The organism is Cellulomonas terrae (assembly GCF_007990265.1).
Classification (GTDB): domain Bacteria; phylum Actinomycetota; class Actinomycetes; order Actinomycetales; family Cellulomonadaceae; genus Cellulomonas; species Cellulomonas terrae.
This window is the reverse complement of the sequence record NZ_BJWH01000011.1, coordinates 48,583-73,427: the sequence shown is the minus strand read 5'-3', so window position 1 is coordinate 73,427 and position 24,845 is coordinate 48,583. Positions and strand designations below refer to the sequence as shown.

The window sequence follows — 24,845 nt, the reverse complement described above, 5'->3', positions numbered from 1 at the left end:
GTCGGGAAGCCTACGTGGATGCGGGAAACGGCCGGACGGCCGCCTCGCAGCGGCGCTAGGGTCGGCGGGACGCGGCGGCGTAGGGCCCGCCCTCTGGTCGACAGGAGCACGCCGTGCCGCACCGGACCGCTCTGCTGTGGGCGCTCGCCGCCGGCACGCTCCTTGCCGGCTGCGCCGAGAGCACCACCCAGACGCTCCCGCCCGCCGTCCCGCCCGTGGAGCTCCCGGCCCCCGGACCCCTCACCGCCTACCTCCAGCAGGTCGATGCGCGGTCGGTGGCGCGGATCACCGAGGACCGGACGCGGGCGTGCGTCGCCGACGCCGGCTTCCTGTACTGGCCGGACGACCCCCACAACGAGATATCGCAGGACACCCTCCCGTTCGCGCGCGCGTGGGGGTACGGGGGCCTGAGTCTCAGCGTGCCGACGGCGGCCGAGCAGAACGCCGCGTACGCCGAGACCCTCTCCCCGCAGGACCACGAACGGTACGCGGCGGTGCTCGACGGTTGCGCGACCGCACCCGTGCTGGAGCCTGCGCAGTACGTGGAGGAGCCTGCGCAGGACTGGGCGTCCGACCCGCAGTTCGCCGGCCTGCACGCCGACTACGAGCAGTGGATCGTCGCCGCGGTCGACGACCCTCGGGTGCACGCGGCCGACGCGGCATGGTCCGCCTGCATGTCCGAGGCCGGTCACGACGTCGCGTCCCCGGACGAGGCAGAGCAGCAGGCGTCCGCCGCGACCAGGGGCGGCAACGTCCTCTTCACCGACGACCCCGAGGTTCAGGAGGCGGAGATCGCCCTGGCGGTCGCCGACCTCACCTGCCGCGACTCGACCGGGTACACGGAGTCGACCCGAGCAGCCTGGCACACCCTCCAGCAGGAGTTCGTCGACGCGCACCGCGACCAGCTCGAGGCGCTCGTGGCGACGCACGGCCTCTGAGCGCAGCGAGCCCGGACAGCCGCCGCACGCCCGTGACTGCGGCAGTCATGCTCGTCGCGACCGCTCCAGCAGGCCGCGCACGTACGCCGCCTGGCCGGCGTGCTGGAGGCTGTCCCCGACGATGCTGACCAGCCGGACGCCGAGCGTCACCGGCGGGTCCCAGCCCTCGTCGACGACCCGGTCGAGGTCCGTCTCGGCCAGGCTCGCGAGGTAGTCCTGCGACCGCTCCGCGACCGCACGGTAGTAGGCGAGCAGCAGGTCTGACGACACCCGTACCTGGCCGACGTCCTGCGCGCTGTGGCCGTACCCGGTGGCGGTGTCGTCGAACGGCAGGTCGAAGCGGTCCGCCCAGCCCTGGCCGGTCCACACCTGCTCGGTGCCGGCGACGTCGGCGACCTGCGCGTCCTCGCCGCGGGCCGCGTGCCAGGCGAGCCACGCGATGGAGTTCGCCTCCGGGTCGGGGCGGAACGTCAGGTCCTCGACGCTCAACCCGTCGACGGCACGGGTCAGCAGCCCGTCCACCCGCCCGAACGACTCGATCAGCACCCCGGCCACGTCCATGCGGCGACGCTACGTCGTGCCGCCCGGCCGCGCGCGACAGGAGATGATCGGTGCCGTGACCTACGAGTTCGAGGCGCTGCTGTGGCTGTGGGACGCCCGCAAGACCGACGCCTGGACGTTCGTCAGCCTGCCGACGCAGGTCGCCGACGAGGTGCTGGACCTCGTCGGCGACTCCGCGCGCGGCTTCGGGTCCGTGCGCGTCGAGGTGACCGTCGGCGCGACCGTCTGGCGGACGTCGATCTTCCCGTCGACCGACACCTACGTCCTGCCCGTGAAGAAGGCCGTGCGCAGGGCCGAGGGACTCGACGTGGGCGACACCGTCCACGTCGAGCTCACCCTGGTGGACGTCTAGACGAGGTCCGCGAGCATCGCGGCCGCCCTCGCCGCGCCGTCGGTGGCCACCGGGCGGTACCGCACGTCGCGGCTGGCCTCCTTGACGATGGCCTCCGCGAGCGCGTCCGGGTCGACCGCGTCCTCGTACGCCAGGTGCCGGCCGGCCTCGTAGCGGTCGAGCCGCTTGCGCACGTGCAGGTTCTGCTCGAAGTGGTGGCGCAGCGGCACGTACACGAACGGCTTGTTCAGGGCCGTCAGCTCCATGGTCGTGGTCAGCCCGCCCTGGACCACCGCGACGTCGCACGCGGCGAGGTGCCGGAACAGGTCGGGCACGTAGCCCAGGACCGTCGAGCCCTCCCAGGCGGGCAACGACGACGGGTCGATCCGCGGCCCGGTGACGAACGCGAAGCGGAGCTCCGGCGCGAGCTGTCGGACCAGCGGCACGACGTCCATGACCCGCCGCAGCAGCGAGGTCCCGACGCCCGACCCGCCGACGGTCACCAGGCACAGCTTCTCGCCGGTCCCGATGCCGAGCGACGCCCGCAGCCGCTCGGTGCCCTCCAGCTCGGCGGGGTCGAACCCGGTGACGTACCCGGCGAAGTCGAAGTTGTCCTCCGTCCACGCGCGGATGCTCGGGAGCCCGGGCCCGAAGTCGTCCTCGACGATGTCGTCCGGGTCCCCGACGAACACGGACCGGTCACGCACGCGCCGGAACCGGGCGCGCTGCTCGATCATCTCCGCGTTGTAGTCCGCGGTCAGCGCCGCCTCGCGCGGGCCACCGTCGGGCATCGGCAGCCAGCCGACGAAGTCCGTCATCCACGCGAACGAGAACCGCTTGAGCTCGGGGTTCTCGTGCAGGAAGTAGTCGACGTCCCACGCCTCGTCGCCGATCACGAGGTCGTAGGCGCCGTCGGCCACCACCTCGTCGAAGACCATGAAGTTGTGCACGAGGATCTCGTCCATCCGGCGGATGGTCGCGAACGCGTGCAGGTCGTGCTCGCCGGCCTCGTGCTCGATGTGGCCGGACTCGTTGCGCAGCCACGCGGACGCCGGATGGACCTGCTCGCCGTGCTGCGCGAGCACCCGGGTGACCGGGTTCTGCGCGAGCCAGTCGATCTGCAGCTCGGGTCGCAGGGCCCGCAGCTCCGCCGCCACCGAGACGTCGCGCTGCGCGTGCCCGAGCCCGATGGGTGACGAGAGGTACAGGGCCTTCGGCGGTCGGCGCATCGCGCGCACCCACGTCGTGCGTGGGGGCCTCGGCTCGAACCGGTCGACGAACTGCGCGATCAGGTGGTTGACCTTCACCGGGTCGCGCGCCGACGGGCCGTGCCCCGCGTGCTCGAGCAGCACCAGCTCACCGCCCGTGAGCTCGGCCAGCCGCTCGCCGAACGCCGCCGGTCGGATGCGGTCCTCCGTCCCGTGCACCACGACGACCGGGCACGTGACCTGCCGGGCCAGCGGCGCGACCGGAGCACAGACCGCGCCGTCGCACCCGAGCCGGCCCGCGGTCGTGTCCGCGAGCGTCTGGGGCGAGATCTCGTGCGCCCAGCCGATGCAGTCCTCGATCTGCTTGGTGGAGTGCGGCTCGGAGAACATCTTGTGGAAGAAGAACTCCGTGAAGTCGTCGTAGCCGCCGCCGAGCCAGTAGTGCTTGTTGTACTTGGCCCAGCCCTCCGAGGAGTCCAGCGGCTCGTCCCACGGCACGTGGTCGCGGCCCGGGGTGGCCACGTCCAGGCCGCACGACGGGGCGATCGCCATGATCCCGAGCACCCTGTCCGGGTCGCCCGCCGCGACGTGCACCGCCCAGGAGGCCCCGCACGACTCGGTGACCAGCACGGCCTTCTCGGTCGCGGTCGCGTCCAGGACGGCCAGGATGTCGTCGGCGTACTCGCGGTCGGTGTACGCCTCCGCTCCGTCGGGGCGGCTCGACCGGCCGCTGCCCCGGCCGTCGAACGTGATCACCCGGTAGTGCCGGGCCAGGAAGCCGATCTGCGCCTTCCAGAACCGCGAGGGGACGATCGACCAGGTGGGGACCAGGACCACCGTGGTGCGGTGGTCCTGGCCGAACACCTCGTACGCCAGGTCGACGCCGTCCCGGACGGTGACGCCCGTGACGTCGGGATCGGCGGACCTGCTCGGGTGCGCACTCACCCGAGCAGTGTCCGCCTGGAGGAGTTCCCGCGTCACGGACGGACCTCGAACACGTTGTTGAACGGGGTCGACGCGGCGGTCCGGAACGCCGTGAACCCGGCGGCCGTGGAGACGTCGCGGATCTTCGCCGGCCCGGCCTGCGTGCCCAGCGCCAGACCGACGTCCTGGCTGAGCGAGGCCGGGGTGCACAGCAGCGTCGAGAAGCCGTAGTACGCCCGGCCGACCGTGTTGAGGTTGTCCTCGACGCGATCCCCGGCCATCGGCTCGACGACCATCCACGTGCCGTCCGGGGCGATCGCGTCGCGCACGTGCCGGGCGGCGCCCACCGGGTCGCCCATGTCGTGCAGGCAGTCGAACATCGCGATGAGGTCGTAGCCCGTCCCCGTGAACCCGGTCGCGGGGGCGACCTCGAACGTCACCCGGTCCGACACCCCGGCCGCGGCCGCACGCTCGCGCGCGACCTCGATCGACGCCTCGTGGTAGTCCGACCCGACGAACGTGGCGTTCGGGAAGGCCGTGGCCAGCAGGATCGTGGAGGCGCCGTGGCCGCAGCCGACGTCGGCGACCTTGCCGCCCGCCTCCAGCTTCGCCGCGACACCGTCGAGGGCGGGGATCCACTCGCCCAGCAGGTGCCCGTTGTACATCGTGCGGAAGAAGCGCTCACAGCCGTGGTGCACGTCCGTGTGGTGCTCGTGCCACCCGATGCCGTCGCCGTCGCGCGCCGCCTGGTAGATGCTCTCGGCGTCGTGCACGGTGCCCAGCGCCAGCTGGAAGAAGCCGGCGAGGTACGCCGGGCTCGTCGGGTCCGCGAGCGCGACGGCGTGCTCGGCGGGGAGCGTGTAGCGGCGCGTCTCGGCGTCGTACTCGACGACGGCGCCCGCGGCCTGGTTGTTCAGCCACTCGCGGGCGTAGTGCTCGCTGGTCCCGGTGCGCTCGGCGAGCTCCGCCGGGGTCACGGGTCGGCCGTCGGCCATCGCCGTGTAGTAGCCCAGCTTGTCGCCCATGACGACCGTCGCGGTGTTCAGGGTGGCGCCGACCTCGTCGACGGCGCGGAACACGAAGGACATGAGCTTGTCGGGGTCGATGGTGCGCTGGGTCGTTCCCTGGACCACAGTCTCGGTCATGGTATTTCTCCTCGAGGAGGTGCCGGATATGTCGTGTCCGACCCTGGCCGCGGCGGCCCGCCCATCGCATCGGGGGACCCCCCTGGTGTGCTCCCTAGACTCGGTCCGTGCTGGTCGGACGCGAGCGCGAACGGCAGGTCATCAGCAGGCTGGTGGCCTCCGCCCGCGTGGGTGAGAGCGGCGTGCTGCTGCTGTCCGGAGAGGCGGGGATCGGCAAGAGCGCGCTCCTGGAGGACGCCACGACGGCGGTGACGGACGCGGGCATGCGGGTGCTCAGCGCGGCCGGGGTCGACGCCGAGCGGGAGGTGCCGTTCGGCGGGCTGCTCCAGCTCCTGCGCCCCGTGCTGGACCACCTCGACGCCATCCCGGCACCGCAGGCGGAGGCCCTGGGCTCGGCGCTCGCGCTGCTGCCCGGGTCCGGTGGCGAACGGTTCGCCGTCGGTGCCGCGGTCCTCAGCCTGCTCAGCCGCGTCGCCGAGGACCGACCGCTCGCCGTGGTCGTCGACGACGCCCACCTGCTCGACCCGCCGTCGGCCCAGGCGCTGTGCTTCGCGGCCAGGCGCCTCACCGCCGACCCCGTCGTCGTCCTGCTCGCGGCGCGCGACGAGCCGTCGGTCGTGCGCTCGGCTGGGCTCCCGGAGCTCGTCGTCGGCGGTCTGGCGGCTGCCGATGCCGAGTCGCTGGCCGCCGGGCTCGGCCACCGGCTCTCCACCGAGGCGCGGTCGCGGCTGCTCGCGTCGGCGGGCGGCAACCCGCTCGCCCTGCTGGAGCTCACCGACGACGGGTTCGACGCCCTGCCGCCGGGCGCGCCGGTGCCGGTCACGGCCTCCCTCGCCCGCACGTTCGCCCGCCGCGCCGACGCCCTCCCCCCGGGCACGCGGACCGCGATGCTGGTCGCTGCTGCGGCGGGTGGCGACCTCGCGACCGTCGCGAGCGCCTGCGCGCTGCTGGGCGTGTCCGTCGGGGACCTCGACGAGGCGGCACGCGGCGGCCTGCTCACCGTCGACACCACCGGGGTCACGTTCCGCCACGACCTCGTCCGGTCCGGGATCTACGCCGAAGCACCCCCGGCGGCCCGTCGCGCGGTGCACGCGGCGCTGGCCCAGGCGGTGCCCGCCGCCGACGTCGACCGACACGCGTGGCACCTCGGCGAGGCGACAGCCGGACCGGACGCCACCGTCGCGGCCGTCCTCGACGACGCCGCGGGCCGAGCGCGAGCACGCGGCGCGTGGGCCGTCGCGTCGGCCGGGTACGAGCGTGCGGCGCGCCTGACCCCCGACCCGGCCGACCGGGCGCACCGTCTCGTCTCGGCTGCCGAGAGCGCGTGGCGCGCAGGGATCCCCGACGCGGCCCGCGACCTGCTCGACCGCGCCTCCGCGCTCCCGGAGCCGCCGTCGCTCCGCACGCGCGCCGCGGCGCTCGACGGCGCCATCGCCGCACGGACCGGGTCCGTCGAGCGCGCACGCGACATCTACCTCGCCGCAGGGACACAGGCCGCCGACGACGACCCGGACACCGCCGTGATGCTGCTCGCCGAGTCCATCCTGGCCAGCCAGTTCGCGGGGGACGTCGACACCGCCGAGGTCGCCGCGCGCCTCATCGCCGGGCTCGACCCGCGGACCGCGTCGGCCCGGTGGGTCGGGGCGATGGCGATCTCCGTGGCCGACATCCTCGCCGGAGCGGGCGGACCGGACCTCCTACGGTCGGCGTCCGCGGACGTCGACACGTTCCTCGACGACCCCCAGCTGGCCCCGTGGCTCGTCGTCGCGCCGCTGTACCTGCGCGAGAGCGCGGTGGGCCGCGAGAACATCCCCACCGTCGTCGCACACTCCCGCCGCCGCAGCGACATCGGCGGGCTGCCGATCCTGCTCTTCTACGTCGCCCGCGACCAGGCGACCACCGACCGCTGGGACGACGCCGTCGCCGGGTACACCGAGGCGATCCAGCTCGCCCGCGAAGCGGGGCAGGCCACCGACGTGACGGCGTGCCTGGCCGGGCTGTCCTGGCTCGAGGCGCGCCGCGGGGACGTCGACGCGTGCCGGGCCCACGCCGAGGAGGCCCTGGCGCTCGCCGAGGAGCACCACCTCGGCTTCTTCCGCGCCTGGGCGATGACGGCTCTCGCCGAGCTCGAGCTCGGGCTCGGGCGCACGGAGGCCGCCCTCGAGCGGTACCGCGACCTCGACGCCGTGCTGACGGACCTCGGCCTCGTGGACGTCGACCTGTCCCCCGCCGCCGAGATGGTCGAGGCGATGGTGCACGTGGGGATGGCCGACGAGGCGAGCGCCCTCGCGCGCACCCTCACCGAGCGCGCCGAGACCAAGGGGCAGCCGTGGTCGCTCGCCCGCGCCGCCCGCGCCGCCGGTCTGACCTGCCCCGACACTGACGTCGACGTCTGCTTCTCCGTCGCCCTCGCCTACCACCAGCACACCCCGGACGACTTCGAGGCCGCCCGCACCGAGCTCGCCTACGGCGCACGCCTGCGCCGGCTCAAGCGGCGCGTCGACTCCCGCCCGCACCTGCGCACGGCCCTCGCCGCGTTCGAGCGCCTCGGTGCCGTCCCGTGGGCCGACCAGGCCGCCGCCGAGCTGCGCGCGACCGGGGAGACCGCGCAGCGCCGCAGCGCCACCGGGCTCGACCACCTGACACCCCAGGAGCTGCAGGTCGCCCGGATGCTCGCGAGCGGACGGACCACCCGGGAGACCGGCGCGGCCCTGTTCCTCAGCCCGAAGACGATCGAGTACCACCGGCGGAACGTCTACCTGAAGCTGGGGATCCGGTCGCGCGAGGAGCTGGCGGACGCGATCCCGGGGTGACGGGTGCGGGGGTCAGGACCCGACGACGACCTTGATCTCGTTGTTCCACGGGTCCTCGAAGGTCAGCACGCGGCCGTCGTCGCGGGCCGCGATCCCCCGGCTGGCGAGCCGGGCGCCGAGGGCTCCGCGCTCGTCGTCGGTGGGCAGCTCGATGGTCACCTCGCCGAGCCCGAGCGCGGGCCACCGGCCCTGTGCGCCGCGGCTCTGCCAGGTGTTCATCGCGAGGTGGTGGTGGTAGCCGCCCGCCGAGACGAACAGCGCCTGCGTGCCGTACTCGGCGGTGACCTCGAAGCCGACGGTGTCCACGTAGAACTCGTGGGCGGTCGTGATGTCGCCGACCTTGAGGTGGACGTGGCCGACCGCGGCGGCCCCGTCCAGGGCGTCCGGGTCGGTGAGGTTCTCGCGCAGGAAGCCGTTCGGGTCCAGGTACTCGGTCGCCATCGCGACGCGACCGTTCTCCCACCCCCACTGCTCCCGTGGCCGGTCCCAGTAGAGCTCGACGCCGTTGCCCTCGGGGTCGTCGAAGTACAGCGCCTTGGACACGAGGTGGTCGGAGCTGCCGGTGAACGACGACGGGAAGTGCCGGGCGACGGAGAAGACGGACGACGCGAGGTCGCTCTGCTCGGCGAACAGGATCGCGGTGTGGAAGAGCCCGGCCGCCGACGACGGTGCGTGCTTGAGCAGGGGGGTGTGCTCGAGCACGACGGACGGGACGCCGAGTCGACCGAGGGTGACGCGGTCGCCCTCCTGGCCGAGGACGCTCAGGCCGATGCCGCGCGCGTAGTAGTCGGTCATGGCGTCGAGGTCGCCGACCTTGAGGGTCACGGCGCCGACGTCGGTGCGCGCGTCGAGGATCTCGGTCATGACGTCAGCCCGAACCCGCCGGTCCACGACGTCTGCTCCGCGGCGGCGAGGGTGAGCTGCAGGAACCCGAAGGACTCCAGCTCGTGCGCGCGCTTGAGGGAGCCGGCGTCGACGGCGCGGAGCCCCCCGGCGCTGATCACGGCGGCGAGCTCGGCCTTCGCGGCGGCGTCGTCGCCGGCGATGAGGACCGTGGTCCTCTCGTTGCCGACCTCGCCGCTGGTCAGCGTCGCGGCGAACGTGGTGTTGAAGGCCTTGAGGACCGTCGCGCCCGGCACGGCCTGCGCGATGACGGCGGCGGCCGAGCTGCCCGCTGGCACGACCAGCGAGTCGAACGTCGCGAAGTCGACCGGGTTCGTGATGTCCACGACGACCTTGCCGTCGAGCTGACCCTCGTACTGGGCGAGCACCTCGGAGACCGCACCGTACGGGAGCGCGAGGACGACGATGTCGCCGGTGATCGGGTCCCCCACCGTGCCGTGCTTCGCACCGGGGATGGCGACCTTGAGCGGCGTCCGGGTCAGCACCTGCGCGTCGTTCCCACCCGCGATCACGCGCCACGCGATGGCCGCACCCATGCTGCCTGCTCCGACGACCGTCACCGTGCTCATCGCGTCCTCCTCGATTGGTTGTTGCTACAAGTACTATACGGCTAATACTTGTAGCGTCAAGTATTTGGTAGGGTCGGGCTCGTGACGGACACGAGATGGCTCACCGCCGACGAGCTGCGCGCCTGGAAGAGGCTCATCGCGGTCGTCGAGCTGCTCCCCGGCACCCTCGAGAGCCAGCTCCAGCGCGACTCCGGCCTGAGCCACTTCGAGTACTTCACGCTCGCGATGCTCTCCGAGGCGCCGGACCGGACCCTGCGGATGACCGCCCTCGCGACGCACACCAATGCCACCCTCGCACGCCTGTCCCACGTGGTCTCGCGGTTGGAGAAGCGCGGGCTGGTGCGCCGGGAGGTGTGCGCGCAGGACCGCCGGGCGACCAACGCGGTCCTCACCGCCGCCGGCTGGACGGCCGTCGTCGCCGCCGCACCCGGGCACGTCCGCACCGTCCGGGAGACCGTGATCGACCCGCTGACCGCCGCCGACGTCGCCGACCTCGACCGCATCATGGGCCGCATCCTCGATGTTCTCGACCCCACCCACGTCATGGTCGACGCGCCGGGTACCGATGACTGAGGTGTGCTCCTCGCCCTCGGCCTGATCGGCTCCCTCGCGCTCACGGCCGTCATCGTCGTGCGGTGGCTGAACCGGCGTGTCGACTGGCTCGGCCGCGTCGCGCCGTTCCCGAGGACCAGCGTCGGCCTCTCGCTCGGGCTCGCACTGTGCTTCGCGGTCCCGCTGGCGGTCGAGGCGTGGGTGGAGCACCAGCTCGAGGGCGCTGCGACCGAGATCGCCCGCGGTCCGGTGCAGGTGCACTGCCAGGGGCTCGGGCAGGCGTTCACCGACCTCGGGCCCGAGCTCGGCTTCGTCCGGTGGGGCGTGGACGGCGTGCCCGAGCGCTCGACCCTCATCAAGTTCGGCACCTGCGGGAACCTGCGCGCCTGGCTCGGGTCGAACAAGGCGAACCCGTCCCTGGACCAGGTCATCGCTGTGCACGTCCTCACCCACGAGACCATGCACATGGTCGGCATCATGGACGAGGCGCACGCGGAGTGCGCCGCCGTCCAGCGGGACGCCGCCATGGCCGAGGCGCTGGGCGCCTCCCCCGCGGAAGCCCGCAGCCTCGCACAGCGGTACTGGACCGAGGTCTACCCGCGCATGCCCGACGACTACGTGGGGGGCTGCGGCCCCGGCGGCCAGTTCGACGAGGGCTCCCCCTCACCGCCATGGCTTGCCATCCCGTGACGCGCGCGAGACGGTGACCAGATCGCGCCGCTGCGAGCCCCGGGCATGCCGGACGCCGCGCGGCGACCAGGAGGCCGTCGTGTGTCGTTGGCTCGCGTACACCGGATCGCCCGTCCTCATCGACGACCTGCTCTACAAGCCCACCAACTCGCTCGTCGTGCAGAGCCTGCACAGCCGCCTCGGGGCCGAGGCCACCAACGGCGACGGCGTCGGCGTCGGCTGGTACACCGAGGGCTCTCCCACGCCGGGGGTGTTCCGCAGCATCGAGCCGGCCTGGAGCGACCGGAACCTGCGCGAGCTGGCCGAGCACATCCGGTCCGGCACGGTCCTCGCGCACATCCGCGCGACCTCCGGCTCCGCCGTGCAGCAGACCAACTGCCACCCGTTCCGGCACGACCGCTGGCTCTGGATGCACAACGGACTGCTCGCCGGGTTCAGCGCCATGAAGCGGGACCTCGTCCTCGCCGTCGACCCCGACCTGTTCCCGTTCATCGAGGGGTCGACCGACTCGGAGGTGCTGTTCTTCCTCGCTCTGACGTTCGGCCTCCAGGACGACCCGCCCGCCGCCGTGGCCCGCGCGGTCGGGCTGGTCGAGGAGGTCGGCCGCGCCCACGGGATCGCGTTCCCCGTGCAGATGACCGTCTGCACCACCGACGGAGAGCGGCTCTGGGCGTTCCGGTACTCCACCGAGGGGCAGAGCCGGTCCCTGTTCCACAACGCCGACGTCGCCGTGCTCAAGCAGCAGTACCCGGAGAACCCGGTCCTGCACGACCTCGCCGACTCGACGCGCATCGTCGTCTCGGAGCCGCTCGGCGACCTCAGAGGTGCCTGGCACGAGGTGCCCGAGAGCACCTGCCTGATGATCGACGCGGGCCGCGAGGAGCTCGTCGGGTTCGAGCCCGTCTCACCTCACTGATCGGCGAGGCACAGACAGAACGGGTGTCCCGACGGGTCCGCGTACACCCGGAACGGGTCGTCGGCGTGCCCCTCCTCCTCGGGCGTGCCCGTGAGCGGTCGCGCTCCGAGCCTGATCGCGTCCTCGTGCCCGACGTCGAGGTCGTCGACGTCGAGGTCGAGGTGCACCCGGGCACCCACGCGCCACGGCGCGACCGTCGCGTCCGAGCGCTGGAACCCGAGCCGCACCGGACGGTCCGGGTCGATCAGCAGGAGGAAGTCGTCGCCCGCGGGTTCGGTCTCCTCGTGGCCGTCCGCGTACACCCAGCCGAGCAGCTGCCGGAAGAACTCGGCGAGCACGCGCGGCTCGGCGCAGTCGAGGGTCGGTTGGCGCAGGTGCCGGGTCGTCATGACCCGACGCTAGGACGAGGCGCGCGTCGTCACACGCCGGACACGTGGGTACGGTTCACTCGGGCAGACCATGGACCTCATCTCGCTGGACCGCATCCGCGCGGCACACGACCGGACCGAGCTCGCGCTCGGCCCCCGCAGCGCGCCGCTGGCGGGGGGCACGTGGCTGTTCTCTGAGCCGCAGCCAGGTCTCGACGAGCTCGTCGACCTGACGACCCTGGACTGGCCCGCGATCGAGCAGACGGCCGACGGCCTGACGCTGGCCGCCACCTGCACGATCCGGTCGCTGGCGGACCTCGACCCGGTACCAGGGTGGCGGTCCCAGCACCTGGTCCAGCAGTGCGCGCGGTCGCTGGCGGCCTCCGAGAAGATCTGGGACTGGGCCACGGTCGGCGGGAACATCTGCCTGGCGCTCCCGGCCGGCGCGATGACCACGCTCGCGGTCGCCCTCGACGCGACGGCCCTGGTGTGGACGCCGGACGGCGGCGAGCGCCGGGAGCCGGTCGCGTCGCTGGTCACCGAGGTGCGGACCACCTCGCTGGGCCACGGTGAGGTGCTCCGATCCGTGTCGGTGACCTCCGAGGTCCTCGCGCAGCCGGTCGCGTTCCGCCGGGTCGCGCTGACCCGGCACGGGCGGTCCGGGACGATCGTGGTGGGCCGTCGCGACGACGCGGGCGGCCTCGTCGTGACCCTCACCGCCGGGGTCACCCACCCCCACCGCCTCGCGTTCCCGGCTGCTCCGACGCCCGACGAGCTGCAGGCCGCCGTCGAGGCGGTCGACGACTGGTACGACGACCCCCACGGCGCGCCCGACTGGCGCCGGGCCATGACGCTGCGGCTCGCCGAGCAGGTGCGGGAGGAGCTCGCATGAGGTTCGAGGTGAACGGCACGCCGGTCGACGCGGACCCCGCCCCCGGGCAGGTGCTCCGGACGCTGCTGCGCGAGCACGGGCACGTCGAGGTGAAGAAGGGCTGCGACTCCGGCGACTGCGGGGCGTGCACGGTCCTCCTCGACGGCCGTCCGACGCACTCCTGCCTGGTCCCCGCGTACCGCGCGTCCGGGCGCACGGTCACCACGGTCGCCGGGCTGGACCCCGGGGTCGGCGACGCCTTCGTGGACGCCGCCGCGTTCCAGTGCGGGTTCTGCACCGCCGGACTGGTCACCACGGTCGCGGGCCTGGGCCTCACCCAGGACGACGACGAGACCGCCCGACTGCTCAAGGGGAACCTCTGCCGCTGCACCGGCTACCGGTCGATCTGCGACGCCGTCGCCCGCCGGTGCAACACGGTCGACCCCGTGGCGGGCCAGGACGCGGGCCGGTCCGTGCGCTCCCCTGCGGCCCGTCGGATCGTCACCGGGCGCGAGCCGTTCACGCTCGACGTCCCCGCCACCGACCTGGCCCACCTCGCCGTGCTCGGCAGCCCGCACGCCCACGCGCGCATCGTGTCGATCGACACCACCGCCGCGCTCGCCGCCCCCGGCGTGCTGGCCGTCCTCACGCACGAGGACTCCCCCGCCACCCTGTTCTCGACCGCCCGCCACGAGAGCCGCCTCGACGACCCCGACGACACCCGCGTCCTCGACCCGGTCCTGCGGTTCCACGGGCAGCGCGTCGCCGTGGTCGTCGCCGAGTCGCTGCGCGAGGCGTCACGAGCGCTGCGGCTGGTCGAGGTCGAGTACGAGGTGCTGCCCGCGGTCGTCGACCCGGAGGTGGCCCGGTCGCCGGGCGCGCCGCTGGTGCACGGCGACAAGGGTCCCGAGGCGCGGATCTCGGAGCCCGGGCGCAACGTCGTGGCACAGCTGCACGCCGAGATGGGGTCCGTCGCCGAGGCGCTCGCCGCGTCGGCCCACCGCGTCGGCGGGACCTACCGCACCGGCCGCGTGTCGCACGCGGCGCTGGAGACCCACGCGACCCGCGGCTGGCTCGACGAGGACGGCCGCCTCGTCCTGCGCACCAGCACCCAGGTCCCGTACCTGGTCCGCGACGAGATCGCGCACATCTTCGCGCTCGACCCCGCGCAGGTCCGCGTGCTCACCGGTCGCGTGGGCGGGGGTTTCGGCGGCAAGCAGGAGCTGCTCACCGAGGACGTCGTCGCGCTCGCCGTCCTGCGCACCGGCCGCGCGGTGCAGTACGAGATGACGCGCGCCGACGAGTTCACGATCGTGCCCAGCCGGCACCCGGTGCGCGTCGAGGTCGAGCTCGGCGCCGACGCCGACGGCGTGCTGACCGCGCTGCGCGTCGACGTGCTGACCAACACCGGCGCCTACGGCAACCACGGCCCCGGCGTCATGTTCCACGGCGTCAGCGAGTCGGTCGCGGTGTACCGGTGCGCCAACAAGCGCGTCGACGCCGAGGCCGTCTACACGCACACGCTGCCGTCGGGGGCGTTCCGCGGGTACGGGCTCGGGCAGGTCATCTTCGCCATCGAGTCGGCGATGGACGACCTCGCGCGGTCGGTCGGCATCTCCGCGTTCGACCTGCGTCGCCGCAACGTCGTCGTCCCCGGGGACCGGCTGCTGGTGGCCGACCCCGAGGAGGTCGGCGACCTCGACATCCACTCCTACGGCATGGACCAGTGCCTCGACCTCGTGGAGGCCGCGCTGGCCGACCGCTCGGCGGACCTGCCCGCACCGCCCGGCACGCTCGTCGGCTCCGGGACGGCCGTCGCCATGATCGCCACGATCGCCCCGCGCGGGCACTACGCCGAGGCGTCGGTCCGCCTGCTCGACGACGGCCGGTACGAGCTCAGCGTCGGGACCACCGAGTTCGGCAACGGGACCACGACCGTGCACGGCCAGCTCGTGGCCCAGGCGCTCGGCACCACCGTCGACCGCATCGTGATCCGGCAGTCGGACACCGACGTGACCGGGTACGACACCGGTGCGTTCGGCTCTGCGGGCGTCGTCGTCGCCGGCCTCGCCCTGCACCGCGCCGCCCTCCAGCTGCGCACCAAGATCCTCTCGGCGGCCGCCGCCCTGCGCGACCACCCGAGCGACGAGCCGCGCACCTGGGACGTCCAGGACCTCGGCCCCGAGTCGGCGAGCGGCGTCCCGCTGACCGAGATCGCACGCGCCGCCCCGGGCCTGACCGGCCAGGGCACCCACGACGGCACCCCGCGCTCCGTCGCGTTCAACGTGCACGGGTTCCGCGTCGCCGTCGACCCCGCGACCGGGGAGGTCACCGTCCTGCGGTCCGTGCAGGCGGTCGACGCCGGCACCGTCCTGCACCCCGAACAGCTGCGCGGCCAGGTCGAGGGCGGCACCGGGCAGGCCATCGGCACCGCGCTGTTCGAGGAGATGCGGGTCGACGACGAGGGTCGCGTCACCACTGCCTCCTTCCGCAGCTACCACGTGCCGCAGATGGTCGACCTGCCCCGCACGGAGGTCCTCTTCGCGGACACCGCCGACGACCTCGGACCCCTCGGCGCGAAGTCGATGAGCGAGGCCCCGTACAACCCGGTCGCCCCCGCCCTGGCCAACGCCGTCCGCGACGCGACCGGCGTCCGCCCGCACGAGCTCCCCCTGACCCCCGACCGCCTCTGGCGCCTCCTGCAGCGCTGACCCCAGCCCGCCCACCAGAACGTCCGCACTGGTGAGCGCCCCGTCCCCCACGAGCGCGGACATCGCGAGAACCCCACCCGCAACGTCCGCACTCGTGCGCCCTCCAACGACCACGAGTGCGGACGTTGCGGGTGGGGGTCAGCGGTCCAGCGGCGTGGGGGTGGGGTGGTGGATCGGGCCGGCCAGGTCGGTCAGCGGGAGGGCGGTCGCGCCCGTGCGGGTGGCCATGACCTCGGCGAGGACCGAGACCGCGGTCTCGCCCGGGGTCGACGCGCCGAGGTCGAGGCCGATCGGTGCGTGCAGACGCGCGAGCTCGTCGTCGGTGATCCCCCGCGCGACCAGCTCCGTGATCCGGCGGGCCTGCGTCCGGCGCGACCCCATCGCGCCCACGTACCCCGCGCCCGAGCGCAGCGCCGCGAGCACCAGGTCGGCGTCGAACCGGTCGTCGTGCGCCATCACGCAGACGACGTCACGAGCACCGAGACGCTGCTGAGCGAGGTGCCGGACGGGCCAGTCGACGACGACCTCGTCGGCTCCGGGGTGGCGGCGCGGGGTGGCGAGCACCGCCCGGGCGTCGCACACGGTGACGCGGTAGCCCGCCACGCGCGCCACGGCGGCGAGCGCCGACGAGAACTCGAGCGCTCCGTAGACGACCATCCGGGGAGGCGCGGACGCGACCTCGACGAACACCTCGACACCCCCGTCGGGACCCTGGACGCGCACGATGCCGGACCGGGCGGGGACCGGCACGTCGACACCGCCGCCGTCGGTGCCCGGGAGGGTCCCGGAGCGGGTCGGTGGCCCGTCCGGGCGTGGTCCGTCGAGCACCGTCACCAGGACCGCCTCCTCGCCGCGGGCGGCCGCCGCCAGCACGGGGACGTCGGCCGGGCCCAGCTCGCGCGCGTGCACGCGCAGGACGCCGCCGCAGGTCAGGCCGACGGCGAACGCGTCCTCGTCGGTCACGCCGTACTCCTGGACGGCGGGGGCGGCACCGTCGAGCACCGAGGTGCACAGGTCGACCAGGGCGCCCTCGACGCAGCCGCCGGCCACGCTGCCGAGGGCGGCGCCGGTGTCGTCCACGGCCATCGACGTGCCGACGACGGTGGGGGCGCTCCCGGTCATGGACACGACCGTGGCGACGGCGACCCGGTGGCCCTCGGTCAGCGTGGCGAGCAGGCGTCCGGCGATCTCGAGCACGGCGGTCACCTCCGGCCACTGATGGGGTCCGACGAGCCTAGACCGCTGCCGCGGCGGCGCGAGTAGCGTCGCCCGCACGAGGCAGGAGGAAACGCGCATGTCACATCCGCCGGGCACACTGCGGCCATGACGGCCCGCCTGCACGCCCACCAGTACGGCAAGGCCGAGACGCGTGTGGTCCGGATCCTGCGCGACGCACCTCGCCACGAGCTCCGCGACCTGAACGTCTCGACGGCCCTGCGGGGCGACTTCGCGGCCGCCTACCTGGACGGCGACCAGTCGGCGGTGCTGCCGACGGACACCCAGAGGAACACGGCGTTCGCGTACGCCAAGGAGCACGGCGTGTCCTCCCCCGAGGCGTTCGCCACCCTGCTGGCGCGCCACTTCGTCGACGACGTCGGCCCGGTGACCGGGGCGCGGGTGGACGTCGAGGAGTACGCGTGGAACCGGGTGCTGGTCGACGGCGTCGAGCACGACCACACGTGGGTGCGCAGCGGGCAGGAGGTCCGGACGGCGTCGGTGACGGCCGGCGCGGACGGGACGACGGTGGTCGCGGGCCTGAGGGACCTGACGGTGCTGAAGTCCACCGGGTCGGAGTTCCGCGGCTTCCTCACGGACGGGTACACGACGCTCGCCGAGGCCTCGGACCGGGTGCTCGCGACGTCGCTCGTGGCCCAGTGGCGGTACGCGGGAACCGACCTCGACTTCGACGGCACCTATGCCCGGGTCCGCGAGGTCCTGCTCACCACGTTCGCCGCCGAGCACTCCCTTGCCCTGCAGCAGACGCTGTGGCAGATGGGCGAGGCCGTCCTCGACGCCGTGCCCGAGGTCGTCGAGATCCGGTTCGCCGCTCCGAACAAGCACCACTTCCTCGCGGACCTGAGCCCGTTCGGGCTGGAGAACCCTGGCGAGGTCTTCTTCGCGGCCGACCGCCCGTACGGGCTGATCGAGGCGGTGGTCGTCCGCGACGGCGCCCCGGACGCGGGCGACGCCTGGACGCGATCGGTGGGTGCGCCGTGACCCCCGAGGACGAGAGCTGGCTGTCGCAGGCCGTCGCGCTCGCGACCGCCAACGTCGCCGACGGTGGAGGCCCCTTCGGTGCGATCGTCGTGCGCGCGGGGGTCGTGATCGGCGCCGGTCAGAACCGGGTGACGCGGGACAACGACCCGACCGCGCACGCGGAGGTCCTGGCCATCCGCGCGGCCTGCCGGACGATCGGGACCTTCTCGCTGGAGGGCTCGACCGTCTACACGTCGTGCGAGCCCTGCCCCCTGTGCCTGGCCGCGTGCCTGTGGGCGCGCGTGGACCGCGTCGTGTTCGCGGCCGACCGCACGGACGCCGCTCGCGCGGGTTTCGACGACAGCGTCTTCTACGACCTGTTCGCGTCCGATCCCGCCACCTGGCCGATGCCCGTGCTCGGGCACCGGGTCCCGACGGCGTCGGCGCCGATGGACGCGTGGCTGGCTCGGCCGACGCGCGTCGAGTACTGAGCCGTCAGCTTCCGCGGTACGTCGAGTACGCGAACGGGCTGAGCAGCAACGGCACGTGGTAGTGCTCGTCGGCGACCACGTCGAACACCACGACGACCTCGGGGTGGAACCCGACCTGCCCCGTCGCCGCGAAGTACGCGGCGGTGTCGAAGACGAACCGGTAGCGCCCGGGCGGTACCGCGTCGGGGCCGAGCGACCGCGCCCGCCCGTCGGCGTCGGTCACCTCGGCGGCGAGCTCGGTCCACGCCCCGGAGGCGAGGACCGCGAGGGTCACCGGAACACCCGCGGCGGGCCGGCCGAGGGCGGTGTCGAGGACGTGCGTGCTGAGCCGGCTCATGAGGCGAACAGGGTCGGCAGGCGCAGGAGCGCGATCTGGCGGAGCTCGTCGGCGACCACGGCGGCCTCCTCGGCGTCGGAGAGCCCGAGCCGGCGGTGCAGCTCGGTGAGGATCTCCATGCGGCTGCGGCCGGCGGCGCGGATGAGGAAGATGCGGCCGAACCGCTGCTCGTACGTCTCGTTGCCGACGGCCATGGCCTCGACGAGCGCGGGGTCGTCGGTCGCGGACGCCGCCTGCTCGGCGCTGCTCAGGCCGGTCGCCCGCTCGCCGATCCGGGGGTGGGCGGCGAGAGCCTCGTCGACCTCCGACGGGGTCAGCCGGCGGGCGGCGAGGTCCGCGACACCGACGAGCGCGTCGACGGAGGGGTACGGGCAGCCGGACGCGACCTCGTCGACCCACCGCGTCACGTGCAGGGCGGTCGCCAGGCGCGTCCGCGTCTCGGGTCCGTCGTCGATCGTCAAGGCTGCCTCCCGGTAGCGCTCCGCACGCGCGCACTGGCACCGTACGGGACGTGCCTCCCACCGACGCAAGCCTGAGCGGCATCGTGCTCGCCGCCGGAGCGGGTACGCGGCACGGTGGCCCGAAGGCGCTCGTGGTGCCGTGGCTCGCCGACGCGGTGCGGTTGCTGCTCGACGGGGGCTGCGGCAGCGTCGTGGTGGTCCTGGGCGCGGCGGCCGACGAGGCGCGCGCGCTGGTTCCCGACGACGCGCGCGTCACCTGCGTCGTCGCGCCGCGGTGGTCCGACGGGCTGGGCGCGTCGCTGCGCACGGGTCTGGCGCACGCCGACGGCGACGCCGTCGTGGTCACGCTCGTGGACCTGCCCGGCACGCCCGTGAGCGTCGTCGGGCGCCTGACCACCACGTGGGACCGCAGCACGCTCCGCCAGGCGGTCTACGACGGGCGCCCGGGGCACCCGGTGGTCATCGGCGCTGATCACTGGGCCGGCCTGGCCGACACCCTCACGGGCGACCGGGGCGCTCGCGGCTACCTGGTCGCGCACGGCGTCGAGGAGGTCGAGTGCGGCGACCTGCACCACGGGCTGGACATCGACGAGCAGAGCGTGTCGAGACCTGCTCGCTCTCCGCGTCATGCCCCGACAGCACCCGACCAAGGAGGCACACCGTGAAGTACTTGATCCTCATCCACGCCAACCCCAAGCCGTGGGCGCACCCGACGTCCCGGTTCACCGACGAGGGCCGCGCGCTGGCGGTCGCCGAGCACGACGAGGCGGACCGCCGGTTCGACGGGCTGCTCGGGGAGCTCTCGGCGAACGGCGAGCTCGTCACGGCGGAGGCTCTGGCCGACCCCGCGTCGGCCACGGTGTACCGCTGGCGCAGCGGGGACTCCCTGGCCAGCGAGGGACCCTACGCCGAGACGCAGGAGCACCTGGCGGGGTTCTTCCTCGTCGACTGCGCCACGCGCGAGCGTGCGGAGGAGGTCGCGGCGCAGTTCGCCGGGCCTGGGAGCGTCGCGGAGCTGCGGCCGGCGTACGTCTGGGAGTGAGCGGTCGGGTCTCCCCGCTGACCAGGACGAACGTCCCTGGTGGCTGCGGGGCGGCCCGACGAGGATCGGACGCGTGAACGCACCCTGGTGGCGACTGCCGGACCCGGACCGGCAGACCACGAACGACCGCACCGTCCGCGTCGAGAGCGACGACGACACCGCCGACCTCCTCCCGCCGTTCTACGACTGACGAGCGCTACCCGACGGGCCTCGACCGCGTCGCGAACTCCTCCGACACCGGCGGCAGCAGGCAGAAGAGCAGCCCGACGGGGTCGACCATCACGGCGTAGTCGTCGTAGCGCGTGCGGACGGTCGCACCGAGCCCTTCCAGCCGCGCGATCTCGGCGTCGAGGTCGTCGGTCTCGATGTCGAGGTGGAAGCGCGGGCCGTCGTGACCGCCGAGGCTCTGGGTGGCCACGTGCGGCAGGGACGCGGCGTCGCGCAGGGCGACGAACGGCTCCCCCGGGATCGGGTGCGGGGTCGCGTCGAGGGCGCCTGCCCAGAACGTGGTGACGACGTCGATGTCGGCCGCGGGGGCGTCGATGATGACCTCGCGGAGCATGATCCGGTGCATGGCGGGACCTTAGTGGCTGGCGCAGTGTCAGACCTCTGTTCGAACATGTGTTCGTGCGCTCCACCATCCTGCATGCCGACCTCGACGCCTTCTACGCGTCCGTCGAGCAGCGCGACGACCCCCGCCTGCGCAACCGGCCGGTCGCCGTGGGCGGCGGCGGGGTGATCCTGGCGGCGTCGTACGAGGCGAAGCGCCGCGGCGTGACGACCCCGATGGGAGGCCGGCAGGCGCGAGCGCTGTGCCCCGGACTCATCATCGTCAGGCCACGGTTCGACGCGTACGTCGAGGCCAGCAAGGCCGTGTTCGAGCTGTTCCACCAGACCACACCGCTGGTCCAGGGCGTGTCGATCGACGAGGCGTTCCTCGATGTCGGCGGCCTGCACAAGATCGACGTCGCGCCCGTCGACATCGCGGCGCGGCTGCGCGCGCAGGTCCGGGACGTCGTCGGGCTGCCCATCACGGTCGGCGTGGCGCGCACGCCGTTCCTGGCCAAGGTCGCGTCGCGGGTGGCCAAGCCGGACGGGCTGCTGCTGGTGCTCCCGGCCGACGAGGAGTCGTTCCTGCACCCGCTGCCCGTGGAGATGCTGTGGGGCGTCGGCGAGGTCACGGCCTCGAAGCTGCACGCGTACGGGCTGCGCACCGCCGGGGATGTCGCGGCGCTCCCCCAGTCGGTTCTCGTGGCGGCGCTCGGTCCGGCCGGTGGCCGGCACCTCTACGCGGTCGTGCACGGGCACACGCCGGCCCGGGTCGAGGTCGGCCGGTCGCGCGGTTCCATCGGTGCGCAGCGTGCGATCGGGCACGGGCCGCACGACCAGGCGTTCGTCCGCGCCGCGCTGCTCGGGCTCGTCGACCGGGTGTGCCGACGGATGCGCAAGGCCGACCGGATCGCGCGGACGGTCGTGCTGCGGCTGCGCTTCGAGGACTACACCAAGGCCACCCGGTCGCGGTCGGTCGCCGCCGGGACCGACTCGTCCGAGGACATCGCTGCTGTGGCCCTCGAGCTGCTGGAGGCTGCCGGTCCCCTCATCCGCGAGCGCGGGATCACGCTCGTGGGGGTCGCGCTGACGGGGCTGTCGTCGGACCGGTTCGTGCAGCTGACCCTCCCGCTCGACCACCCCGACCACGGCGGGCTCGACGAGGCGGTCGACGCGGTGGCGGTGCGGTTCGGCACGCAGGCGGTGGTGCGCGCGAGCCTGCTGCGGCGCGGCGAGGGGATCGCCGTGCCGCTGCTGCCGGACGCGTGAGGTCAGCCGACGGCGACCGGCTCCGGTCGACGGTCCTCGGCGTCCACGTCGGCGTCGGCGGGCTCGTCGTCGGAGAACAGGTCCTCCGCCGATGCCGACGCGTACCGCTCCACGTCGAGGATCCCCTCGCGCTTCGCGACGATCGTCGGCACCAGCGCCTGCCCCGCGACGTTCACGGCCGTGCGGCCCATGTCGAGGATCGGGTCGATGGCCAGCAGGAGGCCGACGCCCGCGAGCGGCAGCCCGAGGGTCGACAGGGTGAGGGTCAGCATGACCACGGCCCCGGTCAGCCCGGCGGTCGCGGCGGAGCCGACCACGGAGACGAACGCGATGAGCAGGTAGTCCGTGACCGACAGGTCGATGCCGAAGAGCTGCGCGACGAAGATCGCGGAGATCGCCGGGTAGATCGAGGCGCAGCCGTCCATCTTCGTGGTGGCCGCCAGCGGCACGGCGAACGACGCGTACGAGCGCGGCACTCCGAGGTTGCGCTCGACGACGCGCTGCGTCACGGGCAGCGTGCCCACCGACGACCGGGACACGAACGCGAGCTCGATGGCGGGCCAGGCGCCGCGGAAGAAGCTGAGGATGCCGAGGCCGTTGGTCCGCAGGATCACGGGGTAGACCACGAACAGCACGAGGGCCAGGCCGGTGTAGATCGCGACGGCGAACGACCCGAGCGGCGCCAGCAGGTCCCACCCGTAGGTCGCGACGGCGCGGCCGATGAGGCCGAGGGTGCCCAGCGGCGCGAGGCGGATGACCCACCAGAGGATCTTCTGGACGACCGCGAGCGCCGACCGTGTGAAGCCGAGGAACGGCTCGGCGGCCTTCCCGGTGCGCAGCGCGGCGATCCCGACGACGATCGCGACGACCACGATCTGCAGCACGTTGAACGAGATGCCGGTGGTCAGGGTCCCGTCGTCCGCGGCCTGGGTGCTGGCGCCGAGGCCGAGGAAGTTGCTCGGGATCAGGCCGTTGAGGAAGTCGAGCCAGCTGCCGGTGGTGCCCACCTCGGAGCCCGCCTCGGGGCTGAGGGTCGAGCTGTTGCCCGGCTGGAACACGAGGCCCAGGCCGATGCCGATCGCGACGGAGATCGCGGCGGTGATCGCGAACCAGAGCAGCGTCTGCCAGGCGAGCCGCGCGGCGTTGGTGACCTGCTGCAGGTTGGCGATCGAGGCGACGATCGCGAGGAAGACCAGCGGCGGCACGATCGTCTTGAGCAGCGTGACGAACGACGAGCCGATGGTGTCGAGCGTCGTGGTCAGCCAGTTGGGGTCCCCGGCGGCGGTGGGGCCCAGCTGCAGCGCGACCCAGCCGAGCAGGACGCCCAGAGCGAGGCCGAGCAGGACCTGGACGGAGAAGGACGGGAGGCGCAGCCGGCGACGGCGCGGCGTGGTGGTCTCGGACACGGGGCTCCCCGGGGGGTGTGGCGGCGGCCGGTGTCTCCAGCCTCCGTTCGCAACCGGCCGACCCCGCCGTCTTCTTCCGAGACGGTGGTCACACCGTGAACAGGGGCACGGACCTGACGGCCGTCCGCACGGGCAGCGACGCGGCCGGGTGCGGCACGTGGACGCTGCTGCCGATGGACGACGGGACCTGGACGCTGACCAGCGGCGGGACGACGCAGCCGGTGCGGGTGCTGCTGCCCTGACCTGCGCGGCCGTGACGGCGACGAGATACTGGCGAGACCTCGCCGCCGACAGGAGAACACCGTGCCGAAGACCACGCTCACCCTGGACGTGCCGGGGGCGACCCTCACCTACGACATCCGTGGTTCGCTCCCGGCGGCGGACGGGCGCGTGCCGCTGCTGCTCGTCGGTCAGCCGATGGACGCGTCCGGCTTCGGCACGCTCGCGTCCCACTTCCCCGACCGGACGGTCGTGACGTACGACCCGCGGGGCCTGGGCCGCAGCACCCGCAGCGACGGCGACCTGACGAACTCACCCCAGCAGCAGGCCGAGGACCTGCACCGCCTGATCGGCGAGCTCGGCGGGAGCGTCGACCTGTTCGGCAGCAGCGGCGGCGCCGTCACCGGGCTGCACCTGGTGGCGACACACCCGCAGGACGTCCGCGTCCTGGTCGCCCACGAGCCGCCTGTGCTGTCCGTCCTGCCCGACGCCGCGCAGGCGTTCGCCGCCGAGCAGCGCGTCCAGGAGGTCTACCACCAGCGGGGGTGGGGCGCGGGGATGGCGGCGTTCATCGCCCTGACGTCCGTGCAGGGCCCGTTCCCCGACGACTTCGGCCGCGAGCTGCCCGACCCGGCGACGTTCGGGCTGCCGACGGCCGACGACGGGTCCCGCGTCGACCCGCTGCTCTCCGGCGCCTCGAACGCCGTGACGGCGTATCGTCCCGACGTGGCCGCCCTCACCGGCGCACCGACGCGGGTGGTCGTCGCGGGCGGCGTCGAGAGCCAGGACACGCTGACCTGGCGCACGTCGGCGGCGCTGGCCGACGCCCTCGGGCAGCCGTTGACGGTGTTCCCCAGCAACCACGGCGGGTTCCTCGGTGGTGAGTTCGGCCAGGCGGGCCAGCCGGAGGCGTTCGCCGCCCGGCTGCGCGAGGTGCTCGACGGCGCGGGGTGAGTGCTGGAGGCCCGGCACCCGGCGGGTGGACGATGGGGGTGAGCACCCGCCGACCAAGGAGTCGAGATGGCATCGCAGGACGAGCGCGCGACAGGGATGGACCTCCAGAAGCTGATCCGCCTGATCACCTTGGGACTGGCGGTGGCCGCCGTCGTCAAGGAGCTGCGGACGCCACCCGAGGAACGCCAGTGGAACGGAGTCCTGGGCTTCGTGCCCTACGACTTCCGCGTCCCGACCCTCGCCCGGGTCAAGGAACGCATGTGGGACCCGGAGAGCGCCCACCTGATCAGCCCCCGGGTGTTCGGCGTCGGGTGGACCCTCAACGTCGGCCGGCTGGTCGAGCTCGTCCGGCAGCGGGTCGCCTCCGCCGACTGACGTCCGCCGACGCCTCGCGGCGCCCGTGAGCCACACCTACGCTCGG

Annotated in this window: 27 protein-coding genes; 16 read left to right on the top strand and 11 right to left on the bottom strand. The window is 73.6% G+C overall.

Features of this window, described 5'->3' with window-relative positions; all coding sequences use genetic code 11:
• The first annotated feature begins 113 nt into the window (after window positions 1–113).
• Window positions 114–938, top strand: a complete 825-nt coding sequence (locus tag CTE05_RS11565; RefSeq protein WP_146846288.1) for a hypothetical protein — start codon at window positions 114–116, stop codon at window positions 936–938.
• A gap of 45 nt (window positions 939–983) precedes the next feature.
• Here the strand turns inward: CTE05_RS11565 and CTE05_RS11560 are convergent, their stop codons facing one another.
• Window positions 984–1,499 (bottom strand): mycothiol transferase, encoded by a 516-nt coding sequence (locus tag CTE05_RS11560; protein ID WP_146846287.1) that lies wholly within the window; start codon window positions 1,497–1,499, stop codon window positions 984–986.
• 55 nt (window positions 1,500–1,554) lie between these two features.
• Here CTE05_RS11560 and CTE05_RS11555 point away from each other — a divergent pair, with 55 nt between their 5' ends.
• Complete coding sequence (locus tag CTE05_RS11555; RefSeq protein WP_146846286.1) at window positions 1,555–1,851, top strand: DUF1905 domain-containing protein; 297 nt, start codon at window positions 1,555–1,557, stop codon at window positions 1,849–1,851.
• On the opposite strand, the gene CTE05_RS11550 is transcribed toward CTE05_RS11555, so the two are convergent.
• Window positions 1,848–3,983 (bottom strand): alpha/beta hydrolase, encoded by a 2,136-nt coding sequence (locus CTE05_RS11550; RefSeq protein WP_186814837.1) that lies wholly within the window; start codon window positions 3,981–3,983, stop codon window positions 1,848–1,850. The two genes, CTE05_RS11555 and CTE05_RS11550, sit on opposite strands and share 4 nt — an antisense overlap.
• A gap of 32 nt (window positions 3,984–4,015) precedes the next feature.
• Window positions 4,016–5,107, bottom strand: coding sequence for a class I SAM-dependent methyltransferase (locus tag CTE05_RS11545; protein WP_146846284.1), 1,092 nt, complete (start codon window positions 5,105–5,107; stop codon window positions 4,016–4,018).
• Window positions 5,108–5,214: 107 nt separating this feature from the next.
• On the opposite strand from CTE05_RS11545, the gene CTE05_RS11540 reads away from it, so the two are divergent.
• Window positions 5,215–7,920, top strand: a complete 2,706-nt coding sequence (locus CTE05_RS11540; RefSeq protein WP_146846283.1) for an AAA family ATPase — start codon at window positions 5,215–5,217, stop codon at window positions 7,918–7,920.
• Between the two features lie 12 nt (window positions 7,921–7,932).
• Here CTE05_RS11540 and CTE05_RS11535 read toward each other — a convergent pair whose 3' ends face one another.
• Together CTE05_RS11535 and CTE05_RS11530 are read right to left on the bottom strand one after the other, a co-directional pair.
• Window positions 7,933–8,784 carry a VOC family protein gene (locus tag CTE05_RS11535; RefSeq protein WP_146846282.1) on the bottom strand — a complete coding sequence of 284 codons (852 nt, stop codon included), beginning with the start codon at window positions 8,782–8,784 and terminating at the stop codon, window positions 7,933–7,935.
• Window positions 8,781–9,392 (bottom strand): NADPH-dependent F420 reductase, encoded by a 612-nt coding sequence (locus CTE05_RS11530; protein WP_146846281.1) that lies wholly within the window; start codon window positions 9,390–9,392, stop codon window positions 8,781–8,783. Before CTE05_RS11530 ends, CTE05_RS11535 begins: the two co-directional genes overlap by 4 nt.
• Window positions 9,393–9,473: 81 nt before the next feature.
• Between CTE05_RS11530 and CTE05_RS11525 the strand changes: the two genes are divergently transcribed.
• The 3 genes from CTE05_RS11525 to CTE05_RS11515 all read left to right on the top strand — a co-directional run bounded on the left by CTE05_RS11525 (window position 9,474) and on the right by CTE05_RS11515 (window position 11,550).
• Window positions 9,474–9,965 (top strand): MarR family winged helix-turn-helix transcriptional regulator, encoded by a 492-nt coding sequence (locus CTE05_RS11525; protein WP_146846280.1) that lies wholly within the window; start codon window positions 9,474–9,476, stop codon window positions 9,963–9,965.
• Window positions 9,966–9,968: 3 nt separating this feature from the next.
• Window positions 9,969–10,634: a hypothetical protein gene (locus CTE05_RS11520; RefSeq protein ID WP_146846279.1), complete on the top strand. Its 666-nt coding sequence runs from the start codon at window positions 9,969–9,971 to the stop codon at window positions 10,632–10,634.
• A gap of 79 nt (window positions 10,635–10,713) precedes the next feature.
• A complete protein-coding gene (locus CTE05_RS11515) occupies window positions 10,714–11,550 on the top strand; it encodes a class II glutamine amidotransferase (RefSeq protein ID WP_146846278.1) in 837 nt (278 codons plus the stop codon).
• Here CTE05_RS11515 and CTE05_RS11510 read toward each other — a convergent pair.
• The gene (locus tag CTE05_RS11510) at window positions 11,544–11,939 is read right to left on the bottom strand and encodes a VOC family protein (protein WP_146846277.1); all 396 of its coding nucleotides are present in this window, start codon (window positions 11,937–11,939) and stop codon (window positions 11,544–11,546) included. The genes CTE05_RS11515 and CTE05_RS11510 overlap by 7 nt on opposite strands.
• Window positions 11,940–12,009: 70 nt before the next feature.
• Between CTE05_RS11510 and CTE05_RS11505 the strand changes: the two genes are divergently transcribed.
• Together CTE05_RS11505 and CTE05_RS11500 are read left to right on the top strand one after the other, a co-directional pair.
• Window positions 12,010–12,810, top strand: a complete 801-nt coding sequence (locus CTE05_RS11505) for an FAD binding domain-containing protein (protein WP_146846276.1) — start codon at window positions 12,010–12,012, stop codon at window positions 12,808–12,810.
• A complete protein-coding gene (locus CTE05_RS11500; RefSeq protein WP_146846275.1) occupies window positions 12,807–15,500 on the top strand; it encodes a molybdopterin-dependent oxidoreductase in 2,694 nt (897 codons plus the stop codon). Before CTE05_RS11505 ends, CTE05_RS11500 begins: the two co-directional genes overlap by 4 nt.
• Window positions 15,501–15,638: 138 nt before the next feature.
• Here CTE05_RS11500 and CTE05_RS11495 read toward each other — a convergent pair whose 3' ends face one another.
• Window positions 15,639–16,697, bottom strand: coding sequence for an XdhC family protein (locus CTE05_RS11495; protein WP_246123552.1), 1,059 nt, complete (start codon window positions 16,695–16,697; stop codon window positions 15,639–15,641).
• A 126-nt stretch (window positions 16,698–16,823) separates the two neighbouring features.
• Here CTE05_RS11495 and pucL point away from each other — a divergent pair, with 126 nt between their 5' ends.
• Together pucL and CTE05_RS11485 are read left to right on the top strand one after the other, a co-directional pair.
• Window positions 16,824–17,717, top strand: coding sequence for a factor-independent urate hydroxylase (pucL, locus tag CTE05_RS11490; protein ID WP_146846273.1), 894 nt, complete (start codon window positions 16,824–16,826; stop codon window positions 17,715–17,717).
• Window positions 17,714–18,187: a nucleoside deaminase gene (locus tag CTE05_RS11485; RefSeq protein WP_146846272.1), complete on the top strand. Its 474-nt coding sequence runs from the start codon at window positions 17,714–17,716 to the stop codon at window positions 18,185–18,187. Before pucL ends, CTE05_RS11485 begins: the two co-directional genes overlap by 4 nt.
• 4 nt (window positions 18,188–18,191) lie before the next feature.
• On the opposite strand, the gene uraH is transcribed toward CTE05_RS11485, so the two are convergent.
• Window positions 18,192–18,524 carry a hydroxyisourate hydrolase gene (gene uraH / locus CTE05_RS11480; protein WP_146846271.1) on the bottom strand — a complete coding sequence of 111 codons (333 nt, stop codon included), beginning with the start codon at window positions 18,522–18,524 and terminating at the stop codon, window positions 18,192–18,194.
• Entirely contained in the window at window positions 18,521–18,985 is a 465-nt protein-coding gene (locus CTE05_RS11475) for a 2-oxo-4-hydroxy-4-carboxy-5-ureidoimidazoline decarboxylase (RefSeq protein ID WP_186814836.1), read from the bottom strand. The genes uraH and CTE05_RS11475 overlap by 4 nt, the downstream gene beginning before the upstream one ends.
• A 50-nt stretch (window positions 18,986–19,035) precedes the next feature.
• Between CTE05_RS11475 and CTE05_RS11470 the strand changes: the two genes are divergently transcribed.
• Together CTE05_RS11470 and CTE05_RS11465 are read left to right on the top strand one after the other, a co-directional pair.
• Window positions 19,036–19,650, top strand: a complete 615-nt coding sequence (locus CTE05_RS11470) for a nucleotidyltransferase family protein (RefSeq protein ID WP_222595468.1) — start codon at window positions 19,036–19,038, stop codon at window positions 19,648–19,650.
• A complete protein-coding gene (locus CTE05_RS11465) occupies window positions 19,647–20,027 on the top strand; it encodes a YciI family protein (RefSeq protein WP_146846269.1) in 381 nt (126 codons plus the stop codon). The genes CTE05_RS11470 and CTE05_RS11465 overlap by 4 nt, the downstream gene beginning before the upstream one ends.
• A gap of 196 nt (window positions 20,028–20,223) precedes the next feature.
• On the opposite strand, the gene CTE05_RS11460 is transcribed toward CTE05_RS11465, so the two are convergent.
• Entirely contained in the window at window positions 20,224–20,601 is a 378-nt protein-coding gene (locus CTE05_RS11460) for a VOC family protein (RefSeq protein WP_146846268.1), read from the bottom strand.
• A gap of 53 nt (window positions 20,602–20,654) precedes the next feature.
• Between CTE05_RS11460 and dinB the strand changes: the two genes are divergently transcribed.
• A complete protein-coding gene (dinB, locus tag CTE05_RS11455) occupies window positions 20,655–21,845 on the top strand; it encodes a DNA polymerase IV (RefSeq protein ID WP_371863368.1) in 1,191 nt (396 codons plus the stop codon).
• Between the two features lie 2 nt (window positions 21,846–21,847).
• Here dinB and CTE05_RS11450 read toward each other — a convergent pair whose 3' ends face one another.
• Window positions 21,848–23,251 (bottom strand): dicarboxylate/amino acid:cation symporter, encoded by a 1,404-nt coding sequence (locus CTE05_RS11450; protein WP_146846266.1) that lies wholly within the window; start codon window positions 23,249–23,251, stop codon window positions 21,848–21,850.
• 95 nt (window positions 23,252–23,346) lie between these two features.
• On the opposite strand from CTE05_RS11450, the gene CTE05_RS20295 reads away from it, so the two are divergent.
• The 3 genes from CTE05_RS20295 to CTE05_RS11440 all read left to right on the top strand — a co-directional run bounded on the left by CTE05_RS20295 (window position 23,347) and on the right by CTE05_RS11440 (window position 24,799).
• Window positions 23,347–23,493 (top strand): hypothetical protein, encoded by a 147-nt coding sequence (locus CTE05_RS20295; protein WP_186814835.1) that lies wholly within the window; start codon window positions 23,347–23,349, stop codon window positions 23,491–23,493.
• Between the two features lie 61 nt (window positions 23,494–23,554).
• Entirely contained in the window at window positions 23,555–24,424 is an 870-nt protein-coding gene (locus CTE05_RS11445; RefSeq protein WP_146846265.1) for an alpha/beta fold hydrolase, read from the top strand.
• A gap of 66 nt (window positions 24,425–24,490) precedes the next feature.
• Window positions 24,491–24,799, top strand: coding sequence for a DUF5808 domain-containing protein (locus CTE05_RS11440; protein WP_146846264.1), 309 nt, complete (start codon window positions 24,491–24,493; stop codon window positions 24,797–24,799).
• The last annotated feature ends 46 nt before the right edge of the window (window positions 24,800–24,845 follow it).

Coding starts and splice junctions, on each gene's coding strand:
- CTE05_RS11560 (WP_146846287.1), bottom strand. CDS start 1,499: ATGGACGTGGCCGGGGTGCTGATCGAGTCGTTCGGGCGGGTGGACGGG.
- CTE05_RS11545 (WP_146846284.1), bottom strand. CDS start 5,107: ATGACCGAGACTGTGGTCCAGGGAACGACCCAGCGCACCATCGACCCC.
- CTE05_RS11535 (WP_146846282.1), bottom strand. CDS start 8,784: ATGACCGAGATCCTCGACGCGCGCACCGACGTCGGCGCCGTGACCCTC.
- CTE05_RS11530 (WP_146846281.1), bottom strand. CDS start 9,392: ATGAGCACGGTGACGGTCGTCGGAGCAGGCAGCATGGGTGCGGCCATC.
- CTE05_RS11510 (WP_146846277.1), bottom strand. CDS start 11,939: ATGACGACCCGGCACCTGCGCCAACCGACCCTCGACTGCGCCGAGCCG.
- CTE05_RS11505 (WP_146846276.1), top strand. CDS start 12,010: ATGGACCTCATCTCGCTGGACCGCATCCGCGCGGCACACGACCGGACC.
- CTE05_RS11500 (WP_146846275.1), top strand. CDS start 12,807: ATGAGGTTCGAGGTGAACGGCACGCCGGTCGACGCGGACCCCGCCCCC.
- pucL (WP_146846273.1), top strand. CDS start 16,824: ATGACGGCCCGCCTGCACGCCCACCAGTACGGCAAGGCCGAGACGCGT.
- uraH (WP_146846271.1), bottom strand. CDS start 18,524: ATGAGCCGGCTCAGCACGCACGTCCTCGACACCGCCCTCGGCCGGCCC.
- CTE05_RS11460 (WP_146846268.1), bottom strand. CDS start 20,601: ATGCACCGGATCATGCTCCGCGAGGTCATCATCGACGCCCCCGCGGCC.
- CTE05_RS11440 (WP_146846264.1), top strand. CDS start 24,491: ATGGCATCGCAGGACGAGCGCGCGACAGGGATGGACCTCCAGAAGCTG.